This window comes from Marinomonas sp. 63XJN7_7_ISO-PGPR-S23-202, from assembly GCF_056173505.1.
Genome location: NZ_CM149677.1, coordinates 552,715 through 578,056, shown reverse-complemented (window position 1 = coordinate 578,056; position 25,342 = coordinate 552,715). Strand labels below are relative to the sequence as shown.

Here is a 25,342-nt window from a genome sequence, read left to right as displayed (position 1 = left end):
TTTGCGTTTTATCAAGACCAACATCAAAAAATCACTAAAAATTTCAAAGCATTAGAAGAAGAATATAGAAGAGCCTAAGAAAGGATTGACGGCATCAGAAAGTTACCGGTAACAAACGACCTAAATTCCCACAACTGGCGCTTGGGTGGAAGTAATGCATGTATCATTGTTAACATTTACACAGGAAGACGTTGCGTGATGATTCATCATTCGTCGCACAGCAACACATTATAGGCTATTAGGTAAGAGGCTTTCATTCATGGGAAAAAAGATTGTCGTTCTGGGTGTTTCAGGATCCGGTAAATCATTGATAGGTAAACGTCTAGCCGACGCATTAGGTTATCCCTTTTTTGATGGCGACGATTATCACAACTCGTCGAACATCGAGAAAATGAGCAAAGGTATTCCATTATCCGATCAAGACCGTTTTGGATGGCTATCCACGTTAAATGCCTTATTAAAAAATCATGAATGCGCTGTCGTCGCTTGCTCTGGCCTTAAACCGGAATACCGAGACATGCTGAAAAAAGACCTTGATGATGTCACTATGCTGTACCTTAAGGGAGATTTCGATACCATTTGGCAACGTCACCAAAAACGCAACGGACACTACTTTAAAGGCCAAGACATGCTAAAAAGTCAGTTTGCCACCCTCATTGAACCCACACAAAGTGAAGCTTTTAGCCTTGATATTAGCCAAGATGCTGACACTGTGTTCCAACAAGCACTGGCCTATATAAAGCAATAAACCAGTCCTTCGCAGAATCGCAATCATCCATTTTTTGCAGTTCTCGGGCGACTCAAACTATGGTAATGGTACGAGTAACAAGACGACGAAATAGTTGCACCTAAATGAAAAAGAAACGTCCGACGCTTCAAGAGCTAGCAAATCAAGCGCCATAACAATAGATAAATAATATTGAGAAGTGTTATCATTAAAACCTTCATAAACAAAGAATCAAGATGTAATGAAACACTTCCTAATCATGGTGCTGACTTGTGCCTCAGCTCTTCTTTTTTCAGGGTTGAACCAAGCCGCTTCAGATAATGGCCCTCATCCGGAAAACACTCTAGACAAACCTGTAACGGTGCAAGATAGCAAAGGGACTTTCACAATCGATTACCGACCAAAGCGCATAGTGGTCTTAGAATTTTCCTTTGCCGATGCATTAGCGTCTGTCGGAGTCAGCCCTATTGGCATTGCGGACGATAAAGACCCAAGCCGTGTATTACCGGCCGTCCGTAAGATCATCAAACCTTGGACATCGGTCGGTACGCGTTCACAGCCTAGTTTAGAAACCATTGCAGCGTTAAAACCCGACCTCATTATTGCCGATATCTCTCGCCATGAAGGTGTCTATGCGGATCTGCAAAAAATCGCGCCAACCCTTATTTTGCCATCGCGCCGCGAAACCTATCAGGACAGTCTCAAAGCGGCCGCTATCATTGGCAAAGTGATTGGTAAAAACAAAGAAATGCAAGCGCGTCTAGCAAAGCATCAGAAAATTATGGCCGCCTATGCTAAGCAATTACCAAAAGGCGTGGTGGTTCAATTTGGGGTTGCCCGGGACGACGCTCTCTTTTTACACACTGCAGATTCCTACGCTGGCGGCGTTATTCGAGCCCTTGGTTTAGCCAACGCGCATACCGGAAGAAACGATTCAGCTTCTCGCCAAACCAGCTTGGAACAACTGCTCAGCATTAATCCTGATTACTTGATTATTGGCAACTACACCCATCCCAGTATTGTGGATAAATGGGAAAAAGAACCACTGTGGTCGGTATTAAAAGCCGCTCGTGAGCATCACATCTTTTACGTAAATCCCAATGTTTGGTCGCGCTGTCGAGGCATCATGGCGGCGGAACAAATGGGACAAGACTTGGTTAATGTATTTCACGGCAATCAAGTCGTCTCTCAACCATGATGTTATCGCGGCTTCCCTTTACTTGGCAGTGCATCTTGTTAGGGACAAGCTTATTGGTCATCGCTTGGATCAGTTTATTTAGCTGGTCTGCGGTACCGATTACGCCGATGGATGCCCTTCACGCCTTATTTAATATGGACGATACCAGCATCCCTCAACATATTGTTCAAGATTTGCGCTTACCCCGCACCTTGATAGGTATCCTCGTCGGTGCCTCTCTGGCGGCAGCCGGTGTGGTGATGCAGGGCTTAACACAAAACCCGCTGGCCGCGCCCTCCGTGCTTGGTGTCAATGCCGGTGCCGCGCTTGGTATGGCGGCAGTCTCGACCATCGCCCCTTGGTTTGGTCTATTAGGCACCTCTGTTGCCGCCATCATTGGTGGCGGGATGACTTGGACCTTGGTTATGGTACTGGGAAGCGCATGGAAAGGTGGCAACGACTCCAGCCGTTTAGTGTTGGCAGGTGTGGCCATTTCGGCGCTTTGTGCGGCACTCACTAAAGCCTCCATCATTATGGCAGAAGATCAGGCCTCAGGTGTCTTAACCTGGCTAGCAGGCAGCTTAGCGAACGCCCGATGGGCCACCTTTGATCACTTGTGGCCTATCTCTTTGTTCAGTTTGTTAGCCTGTATGGCGCTCTCGCCAACGTTAAATATCCTGCAACTGGGGGAAGAGAATGCCCGCAACTTAGGCACTTCTCTTATTCTTACCAAGCTGGCGGGAAGCTTCTTAGTATTACTACTGGTTGCCAGCGCCATCAGCTCAGTGGGCTCCATTGGCTTTGTCGGCTTACTCGTCCCACACATGGCCAAAATGCTTTGTGGACAGGACCATCGGCGTTTTTTACCTCTCGCTATGCTATTAGGCGCCATTTTGGTCGTCCTCTCGGACATTATCAGCCGTTCAATTATCTTCCCTATGGAAACTCCGGCTGGGGCGGTTTTAGCGTTAATAGGCGCACCGTTTTTTATCTATCTGGTTAGGCAACGCACTCTATGAGCCGATTTATTCCTTTTTTCATTATTAGTGTATTGTTGATCTTACTGGTCATAGCGAATTTGCTATTCGGTGCCGTCTCACTGTCATTACATGATGTTTTTCGCGGCTTTCAACCGGGCAGTGATAGCTACTTCACCATCCACGAATACCGTTTACCTCGTACCCTACTGGCGGTGTTAGTGGGCGCCATGCTTGCCCTTGCTGGGGCTCTCGTTCAAGGGGTGATTCGTAACCCATTAGCATCACCGGACATTCTCGGCGTCAGCCACGGAGCGGGCCTTGCCGCCGTGGTGTACATGATCTATTTTCCACATTCGAGCATTTCTTGGCTTCCGGCGGTGGCCTTAGTTGGCGGTTTGTGCGCAGCACTGATTTTATGGTGGTTATGTGGTCATCGCAGCAGCACGATAAAACTAGCGATTACTGGGGTGGCTCTGGCAACCTTTTATGCCAGTACAGTCGATTTTTTAATGTTGATCAAGCCGTTAGAAATCAACAATGCGTTGCTTTGGTTAACAGGCAGCTTATGGGGACGCAGTTGGCCACAAATTACCATGCTACTCCCCTGGCTTGTGCTCATTCCATGTGCGCTATACTTGGCGAAATCGTTGAATCTTATTCATCTTGGCGAAGACAGTGCTATTAGCCTTGGCACAAAGGTTAATTCACTTCGCCTGACTGCCTTAGCCATTGCGGTGGCACTAACCGCGGCGGCGGTGTCAATTTGTGGTCCCATTGGCTTCTTAGGCTTAGTCGCCCCCCATCTTGCGCGCAAATTATTTGGTGGTCGCCACCAAGCTCTGCTGCCAGCCACTATGTTAGTGGGTGCCGTCTTACTGCTGATGGCCGATTTAGTGGCCCGTACAATCGACCCACCGATTGAATTACCAGCGGGGATCATGACGGCTGTACTTGGCGCCCCTTATTTTCTTTGGTTACTTATCAGGACAAAATGATTTATGTCTCTTAGTACTCATAATGTCTGCGTTGGCTATCATGGCAAAACCATTGTCAACCAAGTCTCGCTGGCCATACCAGAAGGAAAAATGGTTGCTTTACTTGGACCGAATGGTTGCGGTAAATCGACTCTTCTGAAGGCCATGGCACGTATTCTGACGCCAATCACAGGGGAAGTACATTGGTGTGGAAAAAACCTTCACCAAATGCCTTCCAAAGGCTTAGCAAAACAACTGGCCTTATTACCACAAACACAACCTATTCCTGAGGGCATCAAGGTTAAGGATCTCATCGCGTATGGACGTAGCCCGTATACAGGGTTTTGGGGGAGGTTAACGAAAGACGACCACGCCATTATTGATAAAGTGATGCAAGAAACGGGGGTCACAGCACTAGCCGAGCAGTTAGTGAGCGAGTTATCAGGTGGACAACGTCAACGTGTCTGGCTCGCCATGACGCTTGCCCAAGACACGCCCTACTTACTCCTTGATGAACCAACCACCTACATGGACTTAAACCATCAAGTGGAACTGATGCATTTACTTCGTCAACTTAACCTATCCGGAAAAACCATCGTGACGGTCCTGCACGATATCAACCAGGCAGCACGCTATTGCGACCATTTGATTGTCATGAAGCAAGGTCAAATCAATACACAGGGAACACCAGAAGCGGTATTAACAAAGGACATGCTACGGACTGTTTTTGATCTCAACGCACAAATACATCTTGACCCTATCGCCAACACCCCGATGTGTATCGTTGAAGATAAATAAGCAAAGCGCTACCATCGCCAAGATATGACACCAGAACGAAAAGGCCCCTGTCAATAAGACAGAGGCCTTGATCAGAATCACCTAAGCAAGCGTTAGGTTTGCTGTGACGCTAATGTTTCCTCAGCATTCTCACGAGCTTCTTCAGGTGTTAGTGAATCCTCACCCTGCTCTTTCCATTGAGCCAATTCTTCTTTACTGGCCTTGGGTGAGAAGAAACCAAGCTGAGCATAAAGAATCCCCAATACAGGCGACAACCAACACGCAAACGCTAATGGAATATACAGAAGGTTTTCAAAATTACCGTCCGAAATTCCCAGCCCCAACGCACTGATCACAAAAGCCCCACCCGCATTCCAAGGGATCAGTGGCGACACCAAGGTTCCCCCTTCCTCAAGCGCACGGGATAAGTTCAAAGTGGAGTACTTCATACCACGATAAACAGGAGAATACATACGGCCAGGCAAGGCAATGGATAAGTAAGGATCACCTGCAACTAAGTTAGTCGAAATAGAGGTACAAACGGCAGCGGTTTGAATGTCTTTAAACTTATGAATCCTAGTCAAGATCGCCAGTATGATGGTTTCTAAACAACCGGTTCTCTCCAATGCACCACCAAACCCTAAAGCAATCAGTACAAGAGAAATAGTCCACATCATAGATTGGATGCCACCACGGTTCAGCAGGCTATTAATGGCTGGCACATCGGTATTAATAGTGTAGCCACTGTTAGCAAAGGTCACCACTTCGTGAATACCATTGCCTTGCGCAATCATAGCCGTTATCGCACCGGCCACGACACCGGCAAATAGCGAAGGAATGGGAGCAATACGTTTAACGGCTAAGACAATGACTAACAAGGCGGGGAGCAATAACCAAGGAGAGATAACAAAATGCTTTTGCAGCTCCGTCGTAATGCTATTAATCTTAGCAAAAGACACATCGCCATCATGCACCAGCATTAAACCAGCAGCTAAGTAAATAATCATGGCCGCTATCATGGCAGGCAGAGTCGTTGGCATCATGTTTTTTATATGGGAGAACACATTGGTCCCCGTGACCGCTGGAGCCAAGTTAGTGGTATCAGACAGCGGAGAGATTTTATCCCCGAAAAAAGCACCAGAAACAACAGCACCCGCCGTCCAGTACACAGGCACATCAAACCCTGCACCAATGCCCATGAGGGCAAGACCTACGGTTCCGACTGTCCCCCAAGAGGTCCCCAGCGAAACAGATACAACAGAGCACAACAGCATGGCGGCAACCAGAAAGATCTGTGGAGACAGGATGGTTAAACCATAGTAAATGAGAGTCGGTACCGTACCACTCGCGATCCAAACACCGATAATCATACCGACACAAATCAGCACCGAAACGGAGGGTAACGCAATATGGATAACGTGAAAGACCCCTTCTTCTATGTCTTTCCATTTAAAACCAAGCTTTATACCAACGAGTGAAGTAAGCGCAAGACCAATAGCAAGCGGAATGTGCGGGGTGAAGTCACCAAAATAAAAAATCTGCACCCCTAATACCATAAGTGTTAAGACCACAGGGGTCAGGGCAAGCAACAGACCCGGACGACTAATCCCAGTATCCTGATTTTGTTCAGTCATAAAAGCTTCCTTAATTGCACTTTTTCACATACATATGACTAGTGTAGCGAAAAGAAAAAGCTTTGACCACGAAGCAATATTATTCAGAAAATAGGATTTATTGTCTATAAAAAGCCATTTTTGATATATCTTTTTAGATTTTTGCCAAATCAGAGCAGTTAATACGAGAGGAGAAGCTTTTTGCGAAATTGTTTTGAATTCAAAATAGTTTCGAATAGTACAATTTTATTTAAAACGTTGAAGAGAAAATACTCGCGCGCACCAAAAGGATACCTTGATAACAGCCTAACCCATTTAGTAACGAATCGATATGCCACCAAACAAGCTTAAGTTTCCAGAAGCTCGAACGCATCCGCTTGAGAAATCACCGTCGCATACTCACCATGAAGATTGGCTAATGACATAGCATGAACCTCTTCTGCACTGCGCTCACGCCCATCAAAATCCAATGTAGAAAACGCGAAACAAGCACTGCTGACGACATAGGTCGTAAAGCCGATGTTCCCAGCGGTTCGAACGGTCGACTCAATCGAGTGGTTGGTACTGACTCCCACCACCACTAACCGATCAATCTGCTGGCCTTCCAGCCATGATTGCAAATCCGAGTGAGTAAAAGCATCAGGCACGTATTTCTCAATAACCTTTTCCCCCGATAACGGAATAAAGGCTTCTTGCACCATGACCCCTTCTTGCTCAGGCCAAAATAAAGAATCCTCTTCCCGCGACAAGTGATGAACATGCACAATGGGCGCATTGTTCACACGCCAATGGGATAACAGCTCCGCAATCTCTCGTTCCGCATCAGGATTATTACGCTCTCCCGCTTGCGGCCAGGCCATACCATTTTGCATATCAATAATGAGCAATGCCGTCTGACTAACCATTGCTGTCTCCTTGTTCTTTCACTGTTTTTTCGTTTACAGAAAAGTCTACTCTAGAATATAAAGACAAACGTTTAGACAGTTTCCATATATACCAACCCAGGGCTAAAATCACCATAAGAAGTAAGACAATCACCCCCGATAGCAGGTTCATTCTGTCAACAATGGACGAGGTTATAGCAAAGTGATGTTTCAGTTTATCGATTTGCTTTTGCAGATCTTGCACATCCTCTAAAGAAGCACTGGACACTTGTAGAATAGCCACACTACGCTCAAGCTCAAACACGGTCTTCATCGAGTCTTTGGTTAGGGCCTTGCTCTTACTCGCTTCGCTCTGACTTTCCGTGACTGGCGTTTTCGCAACTTCGGTCTTTGCCGCCTTTTCGGCCTTCTTCACAGCGGTCATCTTAGCGGAGGCATGACCCTTAGACTCAGCCTTTTCCATCTCTTGATCAGCCCACGCCAAATGAACAAAACAGCCAACGAACAAGCACAGTGCGATTTTTTGCAACATGAAAGACCCTAGTGATAACAATCAAAAACGGAATACCCTCAACCATAGCAGCGAATTACACCGAAAAGTAAGCAAAAGTTCACGCACGTAATCAGGGCAAACCATCAGAAGACGCCAATTTTTTGCAATAACTAAGTCGGGACACCTCCTTTTTACAATTCGTTTTGTAAAAAGGTAATAAGACCCAATGAACCAATAAAAGCAAAATCATTTAATTTCAAGCACTTATATATTGGCACGATCATCGCTATGGCTTTTCATAGAAAGTTTTTCACAGCAAATTGTTCACCGCAAATAATAGGTCGCGAGACAGAAAATAACTTCCGTCACCTTACGGCCATTTCTAAAACAAGGAGAGCACTATGAAAAATACAATCATGTCCATCCTTTTCATATCAGCACTTACCGCTAGCGCAGCGCATGCCCAAACAAATGATCACTGGACTGACCGGGCGAAAGACGCGTGGATTGATGGCAAAGCGGAAGCCTCTTTATTATTCAATAAACACGTTAACGCCTTTCATATCAAAACCAGCGTAAAAAATGGTGTGGTGACCTTAACGGGTACCATAGATAATAGCACCGATAAGGACCTTGCAGGCGAACTGGTCGAAGGTTTACAAGGTGTCAAAGGCGTAAAAAACAACATCACCATTGCGGATACTCCCGCAAACTCACCAGAGGGCGCCGATAAGAACAGCATGACAGATCAAGCCAAAAGTACCTTGATCGATACGAAAATTGCGACCGTATTAAAAACCCGCTATTTATGGAACCAAAACATAGAAGGAACCAAAATACACATTGACGTCGATAAAGGCATCGTCACCCTCACAGGGAATGTAAAAAGCGATGCCGAAAAACAGCTAGCCGTGCAGATTGCACGTAACACAACGGATGTAAAACAAGTGAAAGATGAGCTTAAAGTCGCCCCCATAGCCGCTTAATAAGCGATAACGATTAAATACGTTAAGCACAGAGCGCAAGCCTTCTCTGCGCCCATCGTAGATGGGCGCTTTACCTTGTTCACTGCTTTGTCCCTCTTTTATTTTTATCCCCTCTCCTCACAAAGAACTTGCAATACGTCCGAACTCTGCTTTTAAAAAATCCACCAGCAAACGCAGCTTTTTAGCACGGGAGGATCCTGGCGGAAACACGGCGTATACATCAATATCAGTACAACGATAGTCTGGCAAAATACGCTTTAACAAGCCTTTTTGAATACGAGGATTGGCATCGTATACAGGAATACGCCCTATACCATTTCCCCCTTCCAAAAACATCGTCCTAGCCGCTGCATTATTAGTACTGACCTTGCCCATTACCGATAAACTATAAGAACGTGATCCTTGGCTCAGATGAACAGAGTTCGCTGCTGGCTTATACACAACCCAATCATGATCATACAAATCCTGAGGCTGAACAGGCGTCCCTCGCTTACGAAAGTACTCAGGCGAGCCACATAAATAGGTTTCAAACGAGGCCAGTATACTGGCTTGTAATCCAGAGTCGGCCAATGGCGCACCACGGATAGCAAGATCCACTCCGTCTTTAATGATATTAACGACCTCATCACTTAATGACACATCCAGTTCAATTAAAGGATACAAACGACGGAACTCATTCAAGGCAGGTACCACAACTTGCAGCCCTAAATTCACCGGGCAGGTGATTTTTAACTTACCCACGGCCTCTTGTTTTGATCGCTCTATTTGCAGATTGGCTTCATTGGCCTGAAAAGCAATGGTGCGACAACGCTGATAATAGGCCTCTCCCGTATCGGTTAGCGACAAACTTCGAGTGGTGCGATTGAGTAACACAACCCCAAGCTGGTCTTCTAGCTTCTTCAAATGATAGCTCACCACGCCGCGAGAAATCCCCATCGCTTTCGCGGCCGAAGTTAAGCTGCCTTGTTCCACTACTTGAGCAAACACCACCATACTTTTTAACTGCTCGAACGAAATGTCCATACATGCCCCTTATCTGCAACTGACTTAGCAATTGTATCAATTATTAGATCAATGAAGTCAACTTTATTCCTGTGTTCAAACTGCTAAACGCCTTCTATACTGACCACAACTTAACGATCAATCCGACGAGACCTTTGCACGATGTCACGAGCGACGCCAAGACACGGCAAAAAAAGACGAAAAAGCGGAGTTTATACCTATAAATGAGCATTTTGAGTCTGTTTTTAACAAAGTATTGGCAAGCGCAGTAGTCGTTGCAACAGTCTCACGACACCAACAAGGAGTCATAATAATGAGTACGAACAAAATTTTAGTGGTTCTCACTTCTCACTCAGAAATGGGTAATACAGGTCACAAAACAGGATTTTGGGTAGAAGAGTTCGCCGCTCCTTACTACGCCTTTATTGATGCAGGGGCTGAAGTGACGGTTGCGACACCAAAAGGTGGCCAGGCTCCCATCGACCCAAACAGTGAAGCACCGGATGCCCAAACAGAAGCAACCAAACGCTTTTATGAAGACAAAATGGCGCAAGATGTCATCGCCAACACGCATAAATTGAGCGATATGAAACAAGATGATTTTGATGCCATTTTTTACCCAGGTGGTCATGGTCCACTATGGGATTTAACCAACAACGAAGAGTCTATTGCACTCATTGAAAGTTTTGTCCAAGCAAACAAACCAATTTCTTCTGTTTGCCATGCCCCAAGCGCGTTTTTAAACATTAAAGACAGCAAAGGTGACTACTTCATTAAAGATAAAGTCGTCACAGGCTTTACCAATAGCGAAGAAGCAGCGGTACAGCTTACCGATGTGGTGCCCTTCTTGCTTGAAGACGAAATGAAAAAACGTGGTGCGGACTATCAAAATGCAGACAGCTGGACACCTTTTGCTGTGCAAGATGGTTTGATGATTACAGGTCAAAACCCAGCGAGTTCAGAGCTTGTGGCAGAGAAACTACTGGCTCAACTAGCAAAATAGTGAATTGACTCGATCGCTCGAAAAAATAAACCAATAACGGATTGGTTTATTTATCCAACTAAAAAGCCCGTCCTCAAAGTCTGATTGAGTGACGGGCTTTTTGATGCTGACATCTTCATACAAGCAAAGTACTTTTTCACCTTAGCGTTGAAACCCCTCACTCTTTGAAAGGCACAGGATTAAAGTTAAGTACTAACGAGTCCATCTCTTTGCTAATTTTGCCATTAATCTCATTTATGACAAAAAATGGGCAGATTCTTTTTAAATAATTGGATCAATTATTGATTCAAATGTCATTCTATAGCACGTCATATTGCCACCTCGTATACTAACCATATAGCAAAGACTGATAACATTTTGACCTTCGGGAGAAAAAGACATGGCCGTTATATTAATCGCAAGCGCCGCTTATTACTGGCTTTATGCTGCCTAACCTAATAGAGTGCTTTTAAAACAAAAAAACCAGACATCCGTCTGGTTTTTAACGAATAACACGACAATTATGGCAGCTTGTAATCAAACACAATAATATCTTCCATTATGGGCCCCAGCTGTGCCTTTAACGCCATATGCTCTGGGTGTGGCAGGTAGTTATCAAGGGAAGCTTGATCAACAAATGTCATCAATACACAATGGGAATAACCTTTATTACGATCTTCTGAACTGGAGTTTTCGCCCCACTCTACCGATTCAATCCCCTTAACCTGATGCTGAATCGCTTCAAAATTCCCAAAACAAGTTGAGATATCTTCTGCCGTAGCCTCTTCTTTAAACTTTATAAATAACACATGGCGAATCATAACGTCTTAGCTCCTAATCGATCATTTGCTTACTGATTATTAATATCAGGGCTAACTCAAGAAAACCAAGTTTTCTGGCACTTGTGCTAATTTAATGCGGCCTTTTTCATCAATTTCTATCAGGTTATCTAAATGGGTAAAATGCAAGTCACTCAACACCAATACTTTTTCTTGTTTTTCCTTCAAGGATTCAACAAAGGCATGAGCATCAAAGGTATCATGGGCTTTCATATAAGTGACGAGTCGTCGAAACAACTTAGGCAATATCACGTATTCATCCGTCAGGTTGCTTAGCGATTCTACTTTAATAAAACGGTTGGTTTTATCCTCACTCCATACGCCTTTTTTCGCCGATCGTGCTTTTATAGCTGCTTTGGCAAAACGTGCTCTTAAATCGTAGAAAAGCCCATCATAAAACGTTGGATAAGCGAACCCTTTTGCTAACATTTTAAAGTTTACCGAGGTTTTTGCGATGCGGTTATCCAGAAAGATAGTCTGTCCGTCTTCGTATTCGGTTTCGCCAGCAAACACAAATGCTACAGGGCGACCATAGCGCTCGGCCATACGCGTTATAATATAACCTGGGACGCCATCGTCTGCGGACACTACTCGACTTCGAGAGTCATTCCACTGAGTGTTTTTAATTCCTAGTAACTTCAACAAATATTGCGTGGCAGAATCCGCCCACTCAGCAGGTTGGTGCTCGCTTTTATAATGGGTTTCTAAGGTATCGATGGCTTCAATTCGCAGCTGGGCATGCTCCTTTTTGTTCAGACGCACTTTACTGCCTTCTAACAAATCCCACTGCGCTAAGTCATCCGCTTTGAAGCGAACAGAGTCGCCATCCGGCGAATAACCCACTATATGAAAAGATCCTTTAATTACTCGAAATGACATTTCCATTCCTCCTGTACAGGAAACAAACGATTTATCATGGCTAGATTGCGCCTTTCCACAGCCTCTGTACACTGCCTTTTCAGAAAAATTAATACATAAACTTTATAGCGGTAAATCCTCCCAAACCCACCCTAAGGTCAATTTTGTTCAATACTCAAGAGATAACAAAAGGGATAGTCGTCATCGATTTTTACTCTTTTGGAATACGCTATGACCTTATCTCTAATCACTTCTATGTCATTGTTCGCCTTAGCGGCCTCTTTATCTCCTGGTCCAGTTAACCTTGTCTCACTAAGTGGCAGTGCCCGCTATGGCACGAAAACAGGATTACGGTTTATTACTGGCGCGACACTGGGCTTTGTCGCTTTATTTTTAGTAATTGGTTTTGGTCTACATTATTTGATCAGTCATCTGGCTTGGATTACTCAAGTATTACAATGGCTAGGCATCATGTTTTTGCTTTATCTAAGTTTTCAATTATTCATAGATGATGGGCGATTAGACGCTGATAGTCATAAAAACGCGCCTACCTTTATGACGGGCGCTGTCATGCAGTGGCTGAATCCAAAAGCCTGGTTGGCTTCCCTCTCAGGCATCGCCGCTTACATTCCCAGTGCAAAAGCATTCGAAGTTGTCACCTTTGCTGGCTTATACTTGCCTATTTGCTGGTTATCTTTAGGAATGTGGGTTTGGATCGGCATCGTGCTTGGACAATACTTCCAAAGCCCCGAAAAAATGCGTTTGATGAACAAAACACTTGCCGTTCTGTTGGCGGCCAGCTGCTTGTTACTCGTGGTCTAATCCTCTGAGGTTGATAAGACTTAAGATGATATGGAACGGCGATATTGATCCGGTGTTGCAGCCACTCGTTGTTTAAAGACGCGCTGAAAATGCGCTTGGTCACTAAATCCCACCGTCTGCGCAACGGAAGAAATCGCCTGACCTTGTTTAAGGGCTTGTTTTCCCAGTTGAACCCGTCGATTCAAACGATAGGCATGGGGTGTCATATTAAAATGACGCTTAAAAGCACGAACTAAGTAACTTGTATTATAGCCAAATTTCTCGCTAATAAGATCCAGCGACATCTCTTCTAGACAGTGCTGATCTAAATAGCTCGCCACAAGATACAGTCGATTCGGTGGCAACAAGGTTTCCTCTCCTCCATCGCGAGTATCCAGATAACGAAATAAGGCGACAACGTAGTCTATGAGTAAGACTTCTTTTTCCATAACGGTCAACTGATGGGACATAATAGCTTGGCATAAAGCAACAAAATCTTGATAAAAAGACTGTCTCGTCAAAGTATCCAGACGAGTATTTTGCCAATCGCCCACAGACCTTAAACCATGCTGATAAAGCACATTCGCCAGCCAACTTGGCTCTATATGCATCATATAATAGGCCCAAGGGGAATCTTGACGGGGGTTACAAGCATGCACCACATTCGGATTCATAAACACCAAACTGCCTGCTTTTACTTGATGTAACCTGCCATCACAAAAGAACTCGCTTTGCCCATTGAGGACGGCACCGATCGACCACTCTTGATGAGTGTGAGGAGAATAACGTACCCTTTCCCCCTCCAGAACTTGGCGTAACTCAATATAAGGCAAAGCAGCATCTCGCCAGAAAATAGGGTGGGTAGACGGTGTCATATGCAGCTTACCTCCATCAAAAATGTTCCCGACTCTTGCCCTTTTAGGGCTGACAACTTATACGAAAAGAATCATCAAGTTTAACAGGCAAAATTAACGTACTAAACTGCATGGCCAAAGATTCCTTACACATGGCCGCTCTATCTTCAGCATTATTCACATAGCTGGTTCGGTATTCCGCATTCAGTACAGGTTTTCCTTGTTTAATAAAAACACTAAAAGAGCGGCATTCTGAAAAAGCAAAACATTGCTCGGTAACAGCAAAATCAAAATTGCTAACTAGCGCCCGAACCTGATCAGGGTCATTTTTCAACCCTATTGCCAGCCCTCTTTCATGGGCTTGCTTTGCTAAAAAGCGATTAAAGGCTAATTGGTCATATTGGCGAAATGAAAAGCCCGTATTCGTTCGATAGCTGTCCACATTATCCGGCTCCACCCCATCACAGCCCTTTTTAACAGCAAGATCTAAACGTTTTAACATAATGCTTCGTACGTTTTCAGATCGAACATCTAACCAGCGCTCATCATTCCAACCTTTTAACGTTTTCCCCAAGTCCTGTTTGGCGAACTCAGCCGCATCAGGTCGCCAATCTTCATAAGAACCAGCCGAAAAGTAACAAATCACCTTTTTACCTGACGCGTGCAAGCGTTGAATCAGCGCTACGGGGGAATCAAATAAATCAATATCATATAGATCCACATTGTAGCCTTCGTTAACGACCCCATCTAACTGCCATTGCCATGTTGCAGACACAGGCGGTTTATACCAATTCTCAGCGGCATAAAGCGAGGGAACACTGCAAAGCAAGGTCGTTATTGAAATAAGTAATGCGCGCATGTTGGATTCCCTGTTTCCTGCAAGACGAAAAAGCCTACAATATGAGTGTCGTAAGCTTCACTCTACTCTCTTATGAGGCTTTATGCTTATAAACAAGGGAAATAGTTTTATGGAGACCTTTGCACAACATCACAAACAACCGTTTTTAGTGGAATACTTGAGACAAACATTCATCATCAATCTGACCATGACATACTGACGTAACACTCCCGCTCATCGAGACAGTCATGTCCGCAGCAATATCTATGTCTATTTGCCCTCCCGGCATCATCACTTTAATCGACGAATCACATAACCCTAACTTGTATGCCACGGCGGCGGCCGCACAGCTACTACTACCAGAAGCCAGCGTATAGCCTGCCCCACGCTCCCAGATCTCAATCACAATGTGATTGCGGTCAATCACTTGCATAAATTGCACATTCGTTCGATTCGGAAAATCAGGATGGTGTTCGATCAATGGACCAAACTCTTTTGCCATGGTCTCGGTGGGTGCTTCGCTCAAGATCACACAATGGGGATTACCAATCGTCACCGCACTGAACACATGGTTCAACCCCATGACATTTAAATTTTCCAGTAAGACTTCTCGGGGCTCACCCCATACTGGAATGTCTCGGCTCATAAAAGACACCTTACCCATTTCTACATTGACTCGACGCCCCTCCTCCAGCACTTGCGCTTTTACCACACCGCCTTTGGTTTCAATGGTAAACGGCTTGTCTTTGACAAGACCTAGATCCCACAAGGAGCGACAAAAGATCCGTAAACCATTACCACTTTTTTCTGCTTCACTGGCATCAGGGTTAAAAATACGCAATCCAAAATTCGCGACCTTAGAAGGAAGTGGGCCAATCAATACACCATCAGAAGCCACTCCGTAATGCTTATGGCACATGTTCTTAATTATTAAAGCAGCGGGCTCATCTAGAAACGACTCTGGCGGCACCACTAAATACACATTACCAAGGGCATGATACTTACGAAACTCCAAATAACTTCTCCTTAACCATCATCTCTTTTAACATCTGTCATCAGCTTATCAACATAAGGCTCGATAGCATCTGCCCAAACGGCATACTGACTGGCATTAGGGTGTAAAAAATCATTCATTATGTCACGACTCAAGCGCCCTTTGTCATCTAAAAAGTGTTGGTTAATATCAAGGTAGAAAACACGTTCATTATCCTGATAGCCCTGAATCAAGGCATTAACACTATCGTTAAGAAGACGCAGTTTTTGCGTGGGTTTGGCACTACGCGGAAAAATAGCCAACAGTAAAATATTCGTGTTTGGGAGCTTGTTAGCCAACACCTGAAGGATTGTCTTAATACCTAATGCTGTCTGTTCTGGCGCATCTTGGCGATGACCAGTGTTGTTCGTTCCCACCAGCAAAACCAAGAGTTTAGGCTGAATATTATCCACTTCTCCGTGTTCAAGACGCCACAAAACATTTTCTGTTTTATCGCCATTAAAGCCAAGATTCAATGCATTTCGTGGACGGTAAAATTTTTCCCAAACATCCGCCCCTTCCTCTTCCCATGCTTGAGTAATGGAGTCACCAAGAAACACCAAATCTACTCTACCCATTGCGGCTTTTTCTGCCAGCTTTTGTTCATGACGAGGCAGCCACCAATCAACGTCTTGAGGCGCTGGCGTTAAGGCTAATAAGTCACGCTCATTTATCATAGATTGCGTCCTAAAAAATGTGTCCCTGGAATGGGGTTGTAACTCACAGGGTCACACGGCTCAAACCCTAACTGAATATATAAGCGCCTAGCCGTGCCAAAGTCGGCCAATACATCAAGGCACATCCTCTGGTAGCCACTTTCCTTTGCGTATTGTATTAACTGAGTTACCAGCTTCTCACCTAATTGATGGCCGCGTTCACTAGGACGTACATAGACGCGTTTCATCTCACAGACAGTCTCATCCACTCGACGAAAAGCACCACAGCCCACAACTTCATCCTGCTTTTTAATCAGCAAAACGATCCCATCAGGCAGCGCGTATTTGTCTGCCAAATGTTCAAACTCTTGTTCATTCTGCTGGTAATCCAAGTTGACTGGCGCCGCAGCAATGTATTCACGAAAAATAGACAGTACTTTTTCGTTATCCTTTGGTAAAACGGCTTGGTGAATGGCGTACATGGTGTTTCCTTAGTAAATGGCCTCTAACATATCGTGCAAAGGTTTCATCTTATAAGAGATCATACTGATTTTACTATTCGTCTTTTGTAGAATGGCGTTTTCCATCAAGACAAACAACATGAGCCTTATTCTTTTCTATTGTAAAAAATTCATCGGCATGATGCTGATGCCCATTCCACTCACCTTGGTGATCATGTGCCTTGCTTTTTTTCTGATCAATAAGCGACCTAGAATCGCCAAGCTCTTTTTATGCTGCGCGATACTATTATTAGGCTTGACCAGCTGGAGTCCCGTCGCCAATCGACTTATTGCCACTGTGGAACACGATTACCCCGTCTTTAATATTCAGCAACCTGTGGATGTTGTGGTCGTGCTTGGCAGTGCCCATAAACGCCTCACCAACACGCCAGTGGTAATGGAACTGGGAAACAGTGCCTTATTTCGACTTGAAGAAGGAATACGCATTTTAAAAGCTAATCCCACCGCGCAATTATTCGTTTCGGGGTATTCTGGTGGGATTGGCAAATCCCATGCGGAGCTGATGCGAGAAGCCGCAATAGAATTAGGGGTTAGCGCAGATCGCATCACCATATTCCCTTTAGCAAAAGACACCGAAGACGAAGCCAACATGATGGCACCACAATTGAAGGGCAAACGTGTCGCCTTAGTCACAGAAGCATCCCATTTAAAACGGGCGGTGATCTTTTTCCATCGAGCAGGAATTAAGGTCTTCCCTGCCCCCGCTATGTTTTTAGGGTCAGAACAAAGCGATTGGCAAATTAACGCCACTGACGCGCACAAAAGTGAGCGCGCCTTTTATGAATGGATTGGTCGGACCTGGCAATGGATAAAAGGGGAAATAACAAATTAAACAAATCTGAAATCAAGAGAGGCTAACCTCCGCTAGCCTCTCCGTAACTTACTGAAACCTAGTTTGAAACTTTTGGAACGCCGCTAGATGATTTTTTGAAGCATCACGCAAACGTATAAACACATCCTTAACATCGCTCGGTAAATCCTGTTTTAAAAAGCGTTCATACATAGCAATATTATTGATTTCAGCGGTAACACCAATGGGAAAGGTTTCCTGGTAAGTGGCTGGCAATACCGCACTTTCCATTCCTTTATCCGCCGGTAAAGCAAAGCCGTACTTTGTAAAAAGTGGCTCTAACCAAGAAATATGACGCTCTTCCGCTTTTACTATATTGCTATAAGGTTTGCGACTGCCGTACGTCTCGATAATCTTTTGATACTCTCCTCTTGCGAGATATTCATCCTCAATCGCAAAACGCAACATCTGCTCTAGAGTAAACGATTTATCAGACATACTTTTCGCTCCCGCCGCACCATAACTTTCACCAAAAGCAGCAATTGGCAAACCAGACATTAACAATACAACAACCCCACTTGCCAACAATGATTTAAGATTCATAATCTTCTCCTTCTTAGCAACCAAACCTATTCACAGTCATAGACAACACGCCTATAACCATCAGCTCTTCTTATCAAATAGACCCATCGGACTATTTTTACCAGAGATAAAAGCCCTTTGATTGATCTGAGGCGTGATTTAGCGTTTATAAAGAGATCACGTAGCTAATTAGCTAGTTCACCCTTCACTGCTTTTGCATAATTTGCTCTCTATAAATAGAGATGTGAAATTCGTAATCGCCATATTTCACATGTAACTGAGGCAATTCGTGTTGTTGATTATCAAAAAAACAAAATGACAACTCTAATAACGCATCGATGTCAGATATCCTTACCCCCCCTCTTCAATAACATCCATGAAACGGTAGAAAAGTTTCTCAAAAGAGACAAATATGTTTTGTAAGCACAAAAAAAAGCAGCGCCCATAATTGAACACTGCTTTTTATCGCATCAAAGACTATGTCTTTCCTATCAAACCTGAAATAAGAAATTCTTAATCAAATCCTTACCGCCTTCTGTCGCAAAGGATTCTGGATGGAATTGAATCCCTTGGATCGGGTATTCCTTATGGCGCACGCCCATCAGCTCGAATTGCCCGCCTTGATGAATCCTTGCTAGATTATTAAAATTCGCTAGTTGCAAGTCGCCAACCGACGCGGTGACTTCTAACACCTCTGGAAAGCTTTCCGCTTCGGCAATTAGAGAATGGTAGCGCATTACTTCTAGTTGGTCTGGAATATCATGGAAGATGCCTTGTCCATTATGGGTAATCGGACTAGTCTTCCCATGCATTGGTAAGGGCGCTTTCACAACCTTACCACCGAATACATGACAAATACCCTGCATCCCCAAGCAAACCCCCATTAAGGGAATGGTTTTGCCAAATTCTAAAATCACATCGGCACAGACACCAAAATACGCTTTATCGTCTGGTGAACCCGGTCCTGGAGAAATAATAATACGATCGGGCGACGCATCGCGAATGTCATCTAAGGTCACTTCATCATTACGCTTCACGATCACTTCGAAGGCGCTGATGTCGCCACGACTTTTTTCGGTTTCCAACACTTCACCAATAAACTGATATAGGTTGTAAGTAAAGGAATCGTAGTTGTCGATAATATAAACTTTCATGTTACCTTCCCTTAAACCTTAGCTTGATGGTTCGCTGGCGCAAAGCTTTCCAGTACACGGCGGGTACCAGCAAACTTACGTTGAATTTCTTCATACTCGTCTTCGGCGTTTGAATCATATACGTTACCGCCACAAGTTTGCACATAGGCTTTGTTACCCTTAGCAAACACGGTACGAATGGGAATCGCGAACATACAATCGCCATTAAAAGAGAACTGGCCAACCGCGCCACCGTAAGGGCCTCGGCCGTCATTTTCCAAGTCGTCGATGATTTTCATGGCTTCGATTTTCGGCGCCCCCGTCAAGGTCCCCGCCGGAAAATTACTCGCCAAGGCCGAGAACATATCGTGATCTTCTGCCATGATGCCAACAATTTCACTGGAAATATGCTGAACATGACTGAAACGTTTAATGTCCATCAAACTGCGCACTTTCACCGTACCAAAACGCGCCACACGGCCAATATCATTACGATGTAAATCGACAATCATATTGTGCTCAGCAATTTCTTTTGGGTCGTTCAACAAAGCGCGAGCCAAAGCCACATCTTCTTTTTCGTCTATACCACGCTTCGCTGTACCCGCTAGCGGAAAGGTTTCCATTTCCCCCTGGCGTACACGGAATAGTGACTCGGGGCTAGCACCAATGACTTTTTGCTCGCCAAACTTGATGTAATACATTTGTGGCGAGGGGTTCACTTCTCGCAATTGCTCGTACAAGTTAATGGTATCGCCTTCCATGTCGAACCACATTTTAAAGCCCACTTCGCATTGGAAAATTTTGCCATCAATAATGTCTTTTTTGACTTTGGCGACGGCATCGGCGTGGTCACTTTTGCTCATGGACTCCCCCGCCGGCGTGACCACAAAAGCCCCATTCTCAGGCGTTGGTTCTGCCATCATGTGGTTCACCAGTTCTACTCGATTGTCATCGTAATAAAAGTAGAATAGCTCACCCGTCATTTTGTCGTAGATCAAGCCATCCTTAAACAAACCAAAGCGGAACGCATCAAACATATCACTCGATTGTAGATCCAATGTGGGCTCAAAATAATTCATACTGTCGTAACCAAGATAACCCGTTAATCCGCCCGCAAAGCCCCGTGACAAAATATTCTGCGGTACGATATCACGCAGCAAATAGTATGGATTGTCAGACTCGTAAGCTTCTGTCGAGCCATCGCGCTCTTGAATAAACAGCTGCTTGTCTTGTGCCCAGATCAATTTTTCAGGATCAAAACCAATAATAGAATGGCGGGAAATAAAGCTCTCTTCACCAAGAGATTCCAACATAAAACAGTTGTCGAAACGCTTCTCAACCTTTTTAAATAAATCAAAAAAATCACAATCTGAACTGATAGTGATGTACTTAGGTTTGCGCGGTAGCGTGATACGCTCCGGCTTTTTATTAGATTGACTCATATCTCTTTTAATTCCTTCAATGCTCGGGAACCACGGGTCACAGTAGCAATACCTACGCCTAATTGTTTCGCGATGTCTCGCTGTGGCACGCCTTCGTCTAACAACGCAATGATCTTCAAACGGCTCACCATTTCACTAATTTCATTCGGTGTCAGTAGCACTTTTAAACGCTTCTCCAACACAGATGCATCATCAACTTCGGATAAAAACTGGATCAAGTCCTGCATAGGCGGCACTCTTTATGATTTTTCAAAAGGACTTTGTATTCATGCACTAGTACATTATAGTTTTTAAGATAGGGAAGCAAGAGAAACAATCGTGAAAAATATGCTTTTTGTCAGAGCACGAGCAAAGAACAAAATGCCACCCTTCAACTAGGCTTTTATCAGTCCCACCTTCAAATCCGTTGCTTCGTAAATCACTTTACCATTAAGCAAGACAAAACCGTCTGCAATCCCCATTCCTAAGGGCTTTTTGATAATACGTTTAATATGAATTTGGTATTCAATGCTTTTAGCGTCTGGATAAATTTGCCCTGAGAAGCGTACTTTCGCTACGCCTAATGCACGGCCTTTACCGGGTAAACCAGACCAACCCAAAAATACGCCCAATAATTGCCAAAGTGCATCCAAGCCTAAACAGCCCGGCATGACAGGGTCTCCTTTAAAATGGCAGGCAAAGAACCAATGATCAGGCCGAATGGCTAAGTTCGCGATCAATAGGCCTTTATTGTATTGGCCACCAAAATCGTCAATATGTGAAATTTCATCCATCATCAACATCTGATCACTAGGCAATTGTGCGTTGCCCTCACCAAAGAAATCCCCTTCTGACATAGCAATAATATCCGTGTTAGAAAACCTCATATTCACCTCATACTTTTTTAAGAATCCGTTGCGATGAGTATGGAAGTTGCTTAGGAGCGAGGCTTGTAAAAATTGGACATGAATTGCTGGGAAACAGGAGAAAGCGACATTACATTGTGCTGAGCCGTGGTCCTTAGAAGATGCGATTGGTCATAAAAACCAAGGTCCAATCCATGATGAAGATACGGGGCATCATCTTGCGAGCAACGCTTTAAAAAGTGATTAATACGAATGGTCTGAGCAAATGCCTTGCTAGTCAGCCCTGTATGCAATAAAAATTGTCGATTCAACTGACGATGGCTCCAACCGACTTGGCTCGATAAGTGCGCCATACTGATATTGCCACATTCTTGATAGATAATATTCTGAGCGTGTTTTAATTTATCAGGGAAAGATATCGATTGAGTATGCTTTATCAGTATATTTTCACAGTAGTTAACCCGATCATTAAAAGATGCCTTCTCATATAAGCCTTCTTGCAAAGATAAAAACACTTTACTGTCTAAAAAATCCAATGGGACGAGCTGGTCAGTGACCTCAGAGACATCCACATTAAAAAAACTTCGCAATTTTCCAGGCAGAAACCAAATACCAAAATAGGGTCCATCCAATGCATTTAAAGGTACATCCAAAATGGAAGATTGAGTTCCTCCAAATAGCTCTCTACACGCAGAGAAAAACAAAATATTGGTACCATCCGGTACGATAGGATACCGAGTAGGATGGTCGGTATTTACTTCAACAAAAGCATACACGTCATCCGCCAAGGCGAAACAAGGCTTATGGGTTTGTAACTTTAATCCAAATTGCTCTTGCCCCGCATTCGTTAACGTTGGCTGAAAAGATTGATAACGCGTTTGATATGCTTGCAAAAATAATCCTATTAGAGACCTTTGTATGAAGTCGCTAGTATAAAACTAAAATGGAAAAGCAACCTATAACTTAGATCGCTGTTCAAACCCGACACGAATTTTAACCAATCGCTATAATGCTTTTATCCATCTTAGGTTTGGTCCACGATTTCGGGCCCAGTATAAAGAGCAAAACCCATACGTGGTCGAGGGCAATATAGAGCAAGGATTCCATCGAATGGTCAGCCAATATCAGCCCTTAGAAGCGATAGACAGCACCAATAGAAGTGCTCCAACCATCCAAGACACCCGTCCATAATAATCCGCCTTCTTTTACTAATGCACTAATCGCAGCGGCACATTGTGTACATGACCAGTAAAAAGACCCACTTATCGTATTGAAAACACACTCGTGTTAAAAAGGAAGGTTTTAAGAAACAAAACAAAAATGTTATTTTTTGTAAAAAAACACATAAATTAACAAAAAACTATTTAGAATAGATACAGTTTTTTACAATTATCAAAAAAATAACGCTTCTAATAGGCCCAGAAACGGATGACCCAGCCCAACATCTTCTCACTTGGTGTAAAGCGATCAAAAGCCTCTCAATGGCCATGCTTAGTGTTTCCTGCCATTCTGGGGTTCCTAATTACATTGACACTGATTCATTTTTTTTTATTCAATGAAGATAAAAAAAATCTCTACTCTGATTTAGACAAAATGAGTTTGGAAAGCCAAGCGCTGCACAATGAGGTAATGTCGGCTTTATCTAGTGCAAAACGAGACAATAGCCCTCTCTGTTCACAAAAAAATCTTAATAAAATGAGAAATGCCTTATGGAAAGACAAATACATTAAGGATATTGCTCACATTAAAAACAATCAAATTATTTGTTCTGCTAGCTGGGGTGTACTAAAAACCCCCATACCGCTCCCAAAAGAATCAAAAACATTAACGAAAAATTTTAAGCATTGGAAAAATATACCAGACCCATTCACTAAAGAAATAACTGTCAATATGATTAGCATTGGTCACACCTTGCTCTCAATTAAAAGAGACTTATTAAACAACTACTATTACAAAATAAATCATAACAACAATGTCGCTTTTGAACTCGAAACATTTAATTATATTTTTAGACATTACGGTGATATATCATCTAAAGAATTAATTAAAGCAAAAACGGGTTCTACTTTGACAAGCATGACAGAAAAAGTCTGTTCAAATAAAAATCAGTGCATTATTATTCAAAATAATAGAATGGGATTATTAGGTCTATCAGATAGCAATTTATTAGTTGCTATTATAGTGAGTATTATCGCTGGACTGACACTAAGTTATATTCTTTTTTTATCTAGAACGAGACACAAGTCTCTGTTGCAACATTTAAAAAGAGCCATCAATAATGGCGATATTCATCTAGAGTATCAACCCAAAGTCTGCCTTATGACACTCCAGGTGACTGGAGTGGAAGCACTTGCCCGCTGGAATGATAAAACCTTTGGAAAAGTCCCTCCTGATGTATTTATCAGTTTGGCCGAAAAGCATGACCTTATGGAAAAGTTAAGCTATTTGGTAGTTCATCGCTCCTTTCAAGACATGTCGCCCATCATGAAGAAATACCCAAACATAAATCTAAGCATTAACCTGTCTATGAAGAATATATCGGAAGGCAAAATTATACATTTCATTAATGAGCAAGCAGAACGCTATCACATTGCCCATGATAGGATTATTTTCGAAGTCACCGAACGAACAAACGATGGCCTTGACTTGATTGAAAGAGCTGTGTCGGAGTTTACTAAAATCGGCTATAAAATATCATTAGATGACTTTGGTACAGGTTATGCTAACCTGTCTTGGTTAAGTAAGATACACCCTCATGAAATCAAAGTAGATAAAATTTTCACTCAGTCCATCGGCACGGAGTCTATCAATCAAAACATGCTCAATGCCATTTTTCTTATGCTACAAAAGCTCGATGTGACAGTGGTTTTTGAAGGCATAGAAACACAAAAGCAATTAGACTATCTCAAAACTTTGTCACCTGAAACGACGGGACAGGGCTGGTTTTTTGCCCGCCCAATGAAAACAGACCAATTAGAAAAATACCTAGAAACAAAAATCATAAAACAAACGTCTTTCAGAAAAAACACAACAAAACTCCTTAAACACAGCACCATTAAGTGATTAAACCATTCTCTCTATTTTGAAGACAAAACGATGATTTTCACATTAATAACACCTTGATGAAGGTGAGCAATACGTTTAAAAGCTGCTTTACTTAAATCAATAATACGACCACTACTGTAAGGTCCTCTATCATTTATCCTCACCACTACACTCTTACCATTTGCTAGGTTAATCACCTTAACCTTAGACCCAAATGCCAAACGCTTATGAGCAGCGGTTAATGCATGCTGATTAAAACGCTGTCCACTGGCTGTTTTTCGACCTTGATATTTATCCGCATAGTAGCTAGCTTTACCATACTCTACGAAGCCTCGCGATTCAGAATGTGTCATTGGGGCACTAGCACAGGCAGATAGTAACAAGGGCAATACAATCCAACTAACGACAGTAATTTTAAACATAGAAGTTCCATTTTGAAGATTTAATATGAGCAATTATAGAATGCGAATATTTTAAGACAGTTTACTTTTTAATATCATTTTTCGCCAA

General features: G+C 43.4%; 29 protein-coding genes. 10 read left to right on the top strand and 19 right to left on the bottom strand.

What is annotated here, in order from left to right:
- Nucleotides 1-259 precede the first annotated feature (259 nt).
- The 5 genes from AC0VYG_RS02600 (at nt 260) to fecE (ending at nt 4,656) form a co-directional block, all read left to right on the top strand.
- Complete coding sequence (locus AC0VYG_RS02600; protein ID WP_475430799.1) at nt 260-748, top strand: gluconokinase; 489 nt, start codon at nt 260-262, stop codon at nt 746-748.
- A gap of 220 nt (nt 749-968) precedes the next feature.
- The gene (locus tag AC0VYG_RS02595) at nt 969-1,925 is read left to right on the top strand and encodes a Fe(3+) dicitrate ABC transporter substrate-binding protein (protein ID WP_475430798.1); all 957 of its coding nucleotides are present in this window, start codon (nt 969-971) and stop codon (nt 1,923-1,925) included.
- Nucleotides 1,922-2,923, top strand: a complete 1,002-nt coding sequence (locus AC0VYG_RS02590) for an iron chelate uptake ABC transporter family permease subunit (protein WP_475430797.1) — start codon at nt 1,922-1,924, stop codon at nt 2,921-2,923. The genes AC0VYG_RS02595 and AC0VYG_RS02590 overlap by 4 nt, the downstream gene beginning before the upstream one ends.
- Entirely contained in the window at nt 2,920-3,879 is a 960-nt protein-coding gene (fecD, locus tag AC0VYG_RS02585) for a Fe(3+) dicitrate ABC transporter permease subunit FecD (protein WP_475430796.1), read from the top strand. Before AC0VYG_RS02590 ends, fecD begins: the two co-directional genes overlap by 4 nt.
- 3 nt (nt 3,880-3,882) lie before the next feature.
- A complete protein-coding gene (fecE, locus tag AC0VYG_RS02580) occupies nt 3,883-4,656 on the top strand; it encodes a Fe(3+) dicitrate ABC transporter ATP-binding protein FecE (RefSeq protein WP_475430794.1) in 774 nt (257 codons plus the stop codon).
- 92 nt (nt 4,657-4,748) lie between these two features.
- Here the strand turns inward: fecE and nhaC are convergent, their stop codons facing one another.
- The 3 genes from nhaC to AC0VYG_RS02565 form a co-directional block, all read right to left on the bottom strand.
- The gene (nhaC, locus tag AC0VYG_RS02575) at nt 4,749-6,269 is read right to left on the bottom strand and encodes a Na+/H+ antiporter NhaC (RefSeq protein ID WP_475430793.1); all 1,521 of its coding nucleotides are present in this window, start codon (nt 6,267-6,269) and stop codon (nt 4,749-4,751) included.
- A 326-nt stretch (nt 6,270-6,595) separates the two neighbouring features.
- Entirely contained in the window at nt 6,596-7,153 is a 558-nt protein-coding gene (locus AC0VYG_RS02570) for a cysteine hydrolase family protein (RefSeq protein ID WP_475430792.1), read from the bottom strand.
- Nucleotides 7,146-7,664 carry a hypothetical protein gene (locus AC0VYG_RS02565; protein ID WP_475430791.1) on the bottom strand — a complete coding sequence of 173 codons (519 nt, stop codon included), beginning with the start codon at nt 7,662-7,664 and terminating at the stop codon, nt 7,146-7,148. Before AC0VYG_RS02565 ends, AC0VYG_RS02570 begins: the two co-directional genes overlap by 8 nt.
- A gap of 362 nt (nt 7,665-8,026) precedes the next feature.
- Here AC0VYG_RS02565 and AC0VYG_RS02560 point away from each other — a divergent pair, with 362 nt between their 5' ends.
- On the top strand, nt 8,027-8,611 hold the full coding sequence (locus AC0VYG_RS02560; protein ID WP_475430790.1) for a BON domain-containing protein: 585 nt from the start codon (nt 8,027-8,029) through the stop codon (nt 8,609-8,611).
- Nucleotides 8,612-8,728: 117 nt separating this feature from the next.
- Here AC0VYG_RS02560 and AC0VYG_RS02555 read toward each other — a convergent pair whose 3' ends face one another.
- On the bottom strand, nt 8,729-9,634 hold the full coding sequence (locus tag AC0VYG_RS02555) for a LysR family transcriptional regulator (protein WP_475430789.1): 906 nt from the start codon (nt 9,632-9,634) through the stop codon (nt 8,729-8,731).
- Nucleotides 9,635-9,926: 292 nt separating this feature from the next.
- On the opposite strand from AC0VYG_RS02555, the gene AC0VYG_RS02550 reads away from it, so the two are divergent.
- Entirely contained in the window at nt 9,927-10,616 is a 690-nt protein-coding gene (locus AC0VYG_RS02550; protein ID WP_475430788.1) for a type 1 glutamine amidotransferase domain-containing protein, read from the top strand.
- Nucleotides 10,617-11,116: 500 nt separating this feature from the next.
- Here AC0VYG_RS02550 and AC0VYG_RS02545 read toward each other — a convergent pair whose 3' ends face one another.
- Both AC0VYG_RS02545 and AC0VYG_RS02540 read right to left on the bottom strand, forming a co-directional pair.
- Nucleotides 11,117-11,416, bottom strand: coding sequence for a Dabb family protein (locus tag AC0VYG_RS02545; RefSeq protein WP_475430787.1), 300 nt, complete (start codon nt 11,414-11,416; stop codon nt 11,117-11,119).
- 51 nt (nt 11,417-11,467) lie between these two features.
- Complete coding sequence (locus AC0VYG_RS02540) at nt 11,468-12,313, bottom strand: thermonuclease family protein (RefSeq protein ID WP_475430786.1); 846 nt, start codon at nt 12,311-12,313, stop codon at nt 11,468-11,470.
- Between the two features lie 210 nt (nt 12,314-12,523).
- Between AC0VYG_RS02540 and AC0VYG_RS02535 the strand changes: the two genes are divergently transcribed.
- Complete coding sequence (locus tag AC0VYG_RS02535; RefSeq protein WP_475430785.1) at nt 12,524-13,114, top strand: LysE family translocator; 591 nt, start codon at nt 12,524-12,526, stop codon at nt 13,112-13,114.
- Between the two features lie 20 nt (nt 13,115-13,134).
- Here AC0VYG_RS02535 and AC0VYG_RS02530 read toward each other — a convergent pair whose 3' ends face one another.
- From AC0VYG_RS02530 to AC0VYG_RS02510, 5 genes are all read right to left on the bottom strand, one after another.
- Nucleotides 13,135-13,968, bottom strand: a complete 834-nt coding sequence (locus AC0VYG_RS02530) for an AraC family transcriptional regulator (protein ID WP_475430784.1) — start codon at nt 13,966-13,968, stop codon at nt 13,135-13,137.
- 43 nt (nt 13,969-14,011) lie between these two features.
- Nucleotides 14,012-14,806, bottom strand: a complete 795-nt coding sequence (locus AC0VYG_RS02525) for an endo alpha-1,4 polygalactosaminidase (RefSeq protein WP_475430783.1) — start codon at nt 14,804-14,806, stop codon at nt 14,012-14,014.
- A gap of 145 nt (nt 14,807-14,951) precedes the next feature.
- Nucleotides 14,952-15,800 carry a diaminopimelate epimerase gene (gene dapF, locus AC0VYG_RS02520; RefSeq protein WP_475430782.1) on the bottom strand — a complete coding sequence of 283 codons (849 nt, stop codon included), beginning with the start codon at nt 15,798-15,800 and terminating at the stop codon, nt 14,952-14,954.
- A gap of 11 nt (nt 15,801-15,811) precedes the next feature.
- Complete coding sequence (locus AC0VYG_RS02515; protein WP_475430781.1) at nt 15,812-16,495, bottom strand: GDSL-type esterase/lipase family protein; 684 nt, start codon at nt 16,493-16,495, stop codon at nt 15,812-15,814.
- Nucleotides 16,492-16,956: a GNAT family N-acetyltransferase gene (locus AC0VYG_RS02510; RefSeq protein ID WP_475430780.1), complete on the bottom strand. Its 465-nt coding sequence runs from the start codon at nt 16,954-16,956 to the stop codon at nt 16,492-16,494. The genes AC0VYG_RS02515 and AC0VYG_RS02510 overlap by 4 nt, the downstream gene beginning before the upstream one ends.
- Nucleotides 16,957-17,074: 118 nt before the next feature.
- Here AC0VYG_RS02510 and AC0VYG_RS02505 point away from each other — a divergent pair, with 118 nt between their 5' ends.
- Nucleotides 17,075-17,827 carry an ElyC/SanA/YdcF family protein gene (locus tag AC0VYG_RS02505; RefSeq protein ID WP_475430779.1) on the top strand — a complete coding sequence of 251 codons (753 nt, stop codon included), beginning with the start codon at nt 17,075-17,077 and terminating at the stop codon, nt 17,825-17,827.
- A gap of 48 nt (nt 17,828-17,875) precedes the next feature.
- On the opposite strand, the gene AC0VYG_RS02500 is transcribed toward AC0VYG_RS02505, so the two are convergent.
- The 7 genes from AC0VYG_RS02500 to AC0VYG_RS02470 form a co-directional block, all read right to left on the bottom strand.
- Nucleotides 17,876-18,388: a ferritin-like domain-containing protein gene (locus AC0VYG_RS02500; protein WP_475430778.1), complete on the bottom strand. Its 513-nt coding sequence runs from the start codon at nt 18,386-18,388 to the stop codon at nt 17,876-17,878.
- A gap of 184 nt (nt 18,389-18,572) precedes the next feature.
- Nucleotides 18,573-18,689 (bottom strand): DUF4160 domain-containing protein, encoded by a 117-nt coding sequence (locus AC0VYG_RS02495; RefSeq protein ID WP_475430777.1) that lies wholly within the window; start codon nt 18,687-18,689, stop codon nt 18,573-18,575.
- Between the two features lie 169 nt (nt 18,690-18,858).
- Nucleotides 18,859-19,521, bottom strand: a complete 663-nt coding sequence (locus tag AC0VYG_RS02490; RefSeq protein ID WP_475430776.1) for an anthranilate synthase component II — start codon at nt 19,519-19,521, stop codon at nt 18,859-18,861.
- 11 nt (nt 19,522-19,532) lie between these two features.
- Complete coding sequence (locus tag AC0VYG_RS02485) at nt 19,533-20,942, bottom strand: anthranilate synthase component I family protein (protein WP_475430775.1); 1,410 nt, start codon at nt 20,940-20,942, stop codon at nt 19,533-19,535.
- Nucleotides 20,939-21,169, bottom strand: coding sequence for a Trp family transcriptional regulator (locus AC0VYG_RS02480; RefSeq protein WP_199477489.1), 231 nt, complete (start codon nt 21,167-21,169; stop codon nt 20,939-20,941). Before AC0VYG_RS02480 ends, AC0VYG_RS02485 begins: the two co-directional genes overlap by 4 nt.
- Before the next feature lie 147 nt (nt 21,170-21,316).
- Nucleotides 21,317-21,808, bottom strand: coding sequence for a bifunctional 3-hydroxydecanoyl-ACP dehydratase/trans-2-decenoyl-ACP isomerase (gene fabA / locus AC0VYG_RS02475; protein WP_475430774.1), 492 nt, complete (start codon nt 21,806-21,808; stop codon nt 21,317-21,319).
- Nucleotides 21,809-21,858: 50 nt separating this feature from the next.
- The gene (locus AC0VYG_RS02470; RefSeq protein WP_475430773.1) at nt 21,859-22,680 is read right to left on the bottom strand and encodes a DUF6597 domain-containing transcriptional factor; all 822 of its coding nucleotides are present in this window, start codon (nt 22,678-22,680) and stop codon (nt 21,859-21,861) included.
- 535 nt (nt 22,681-23,215) lie between these two features.
- Here AC0VYG_RS02470 and AC0VYG_RS02465 point away from each other — a divergent pair.
- Nucleotides 23,216-24,850, top strand: coding sequence for an EAL domain-containing protein (locus AC0VYG_RS02465; protein ID WP_475430772.1), 1,635 nt, complete (start codon nt 23,216-23,218; stop codon nt 24,848-24,850).
- A gap of 14 nt (nt 24,851-24,864) precedes the next feature.
- On the opposite strand, the gene AC0VYG_RS02460 is transcribed toward AC0VYG_RS02465, so the two are convergent.
- Entirely contained in the window at nt 24,865-25,254 is a 390-nt protein-coding gene (locus AC0VYG_RS02460; RefSeq protein ID WP_475430771.1) for a septal ring lytic transglycosylase RlpA family protein, read from the bottom strand.
- Nucleotides 25,255-25,342 lie beyond the last annotated feature (88 nt).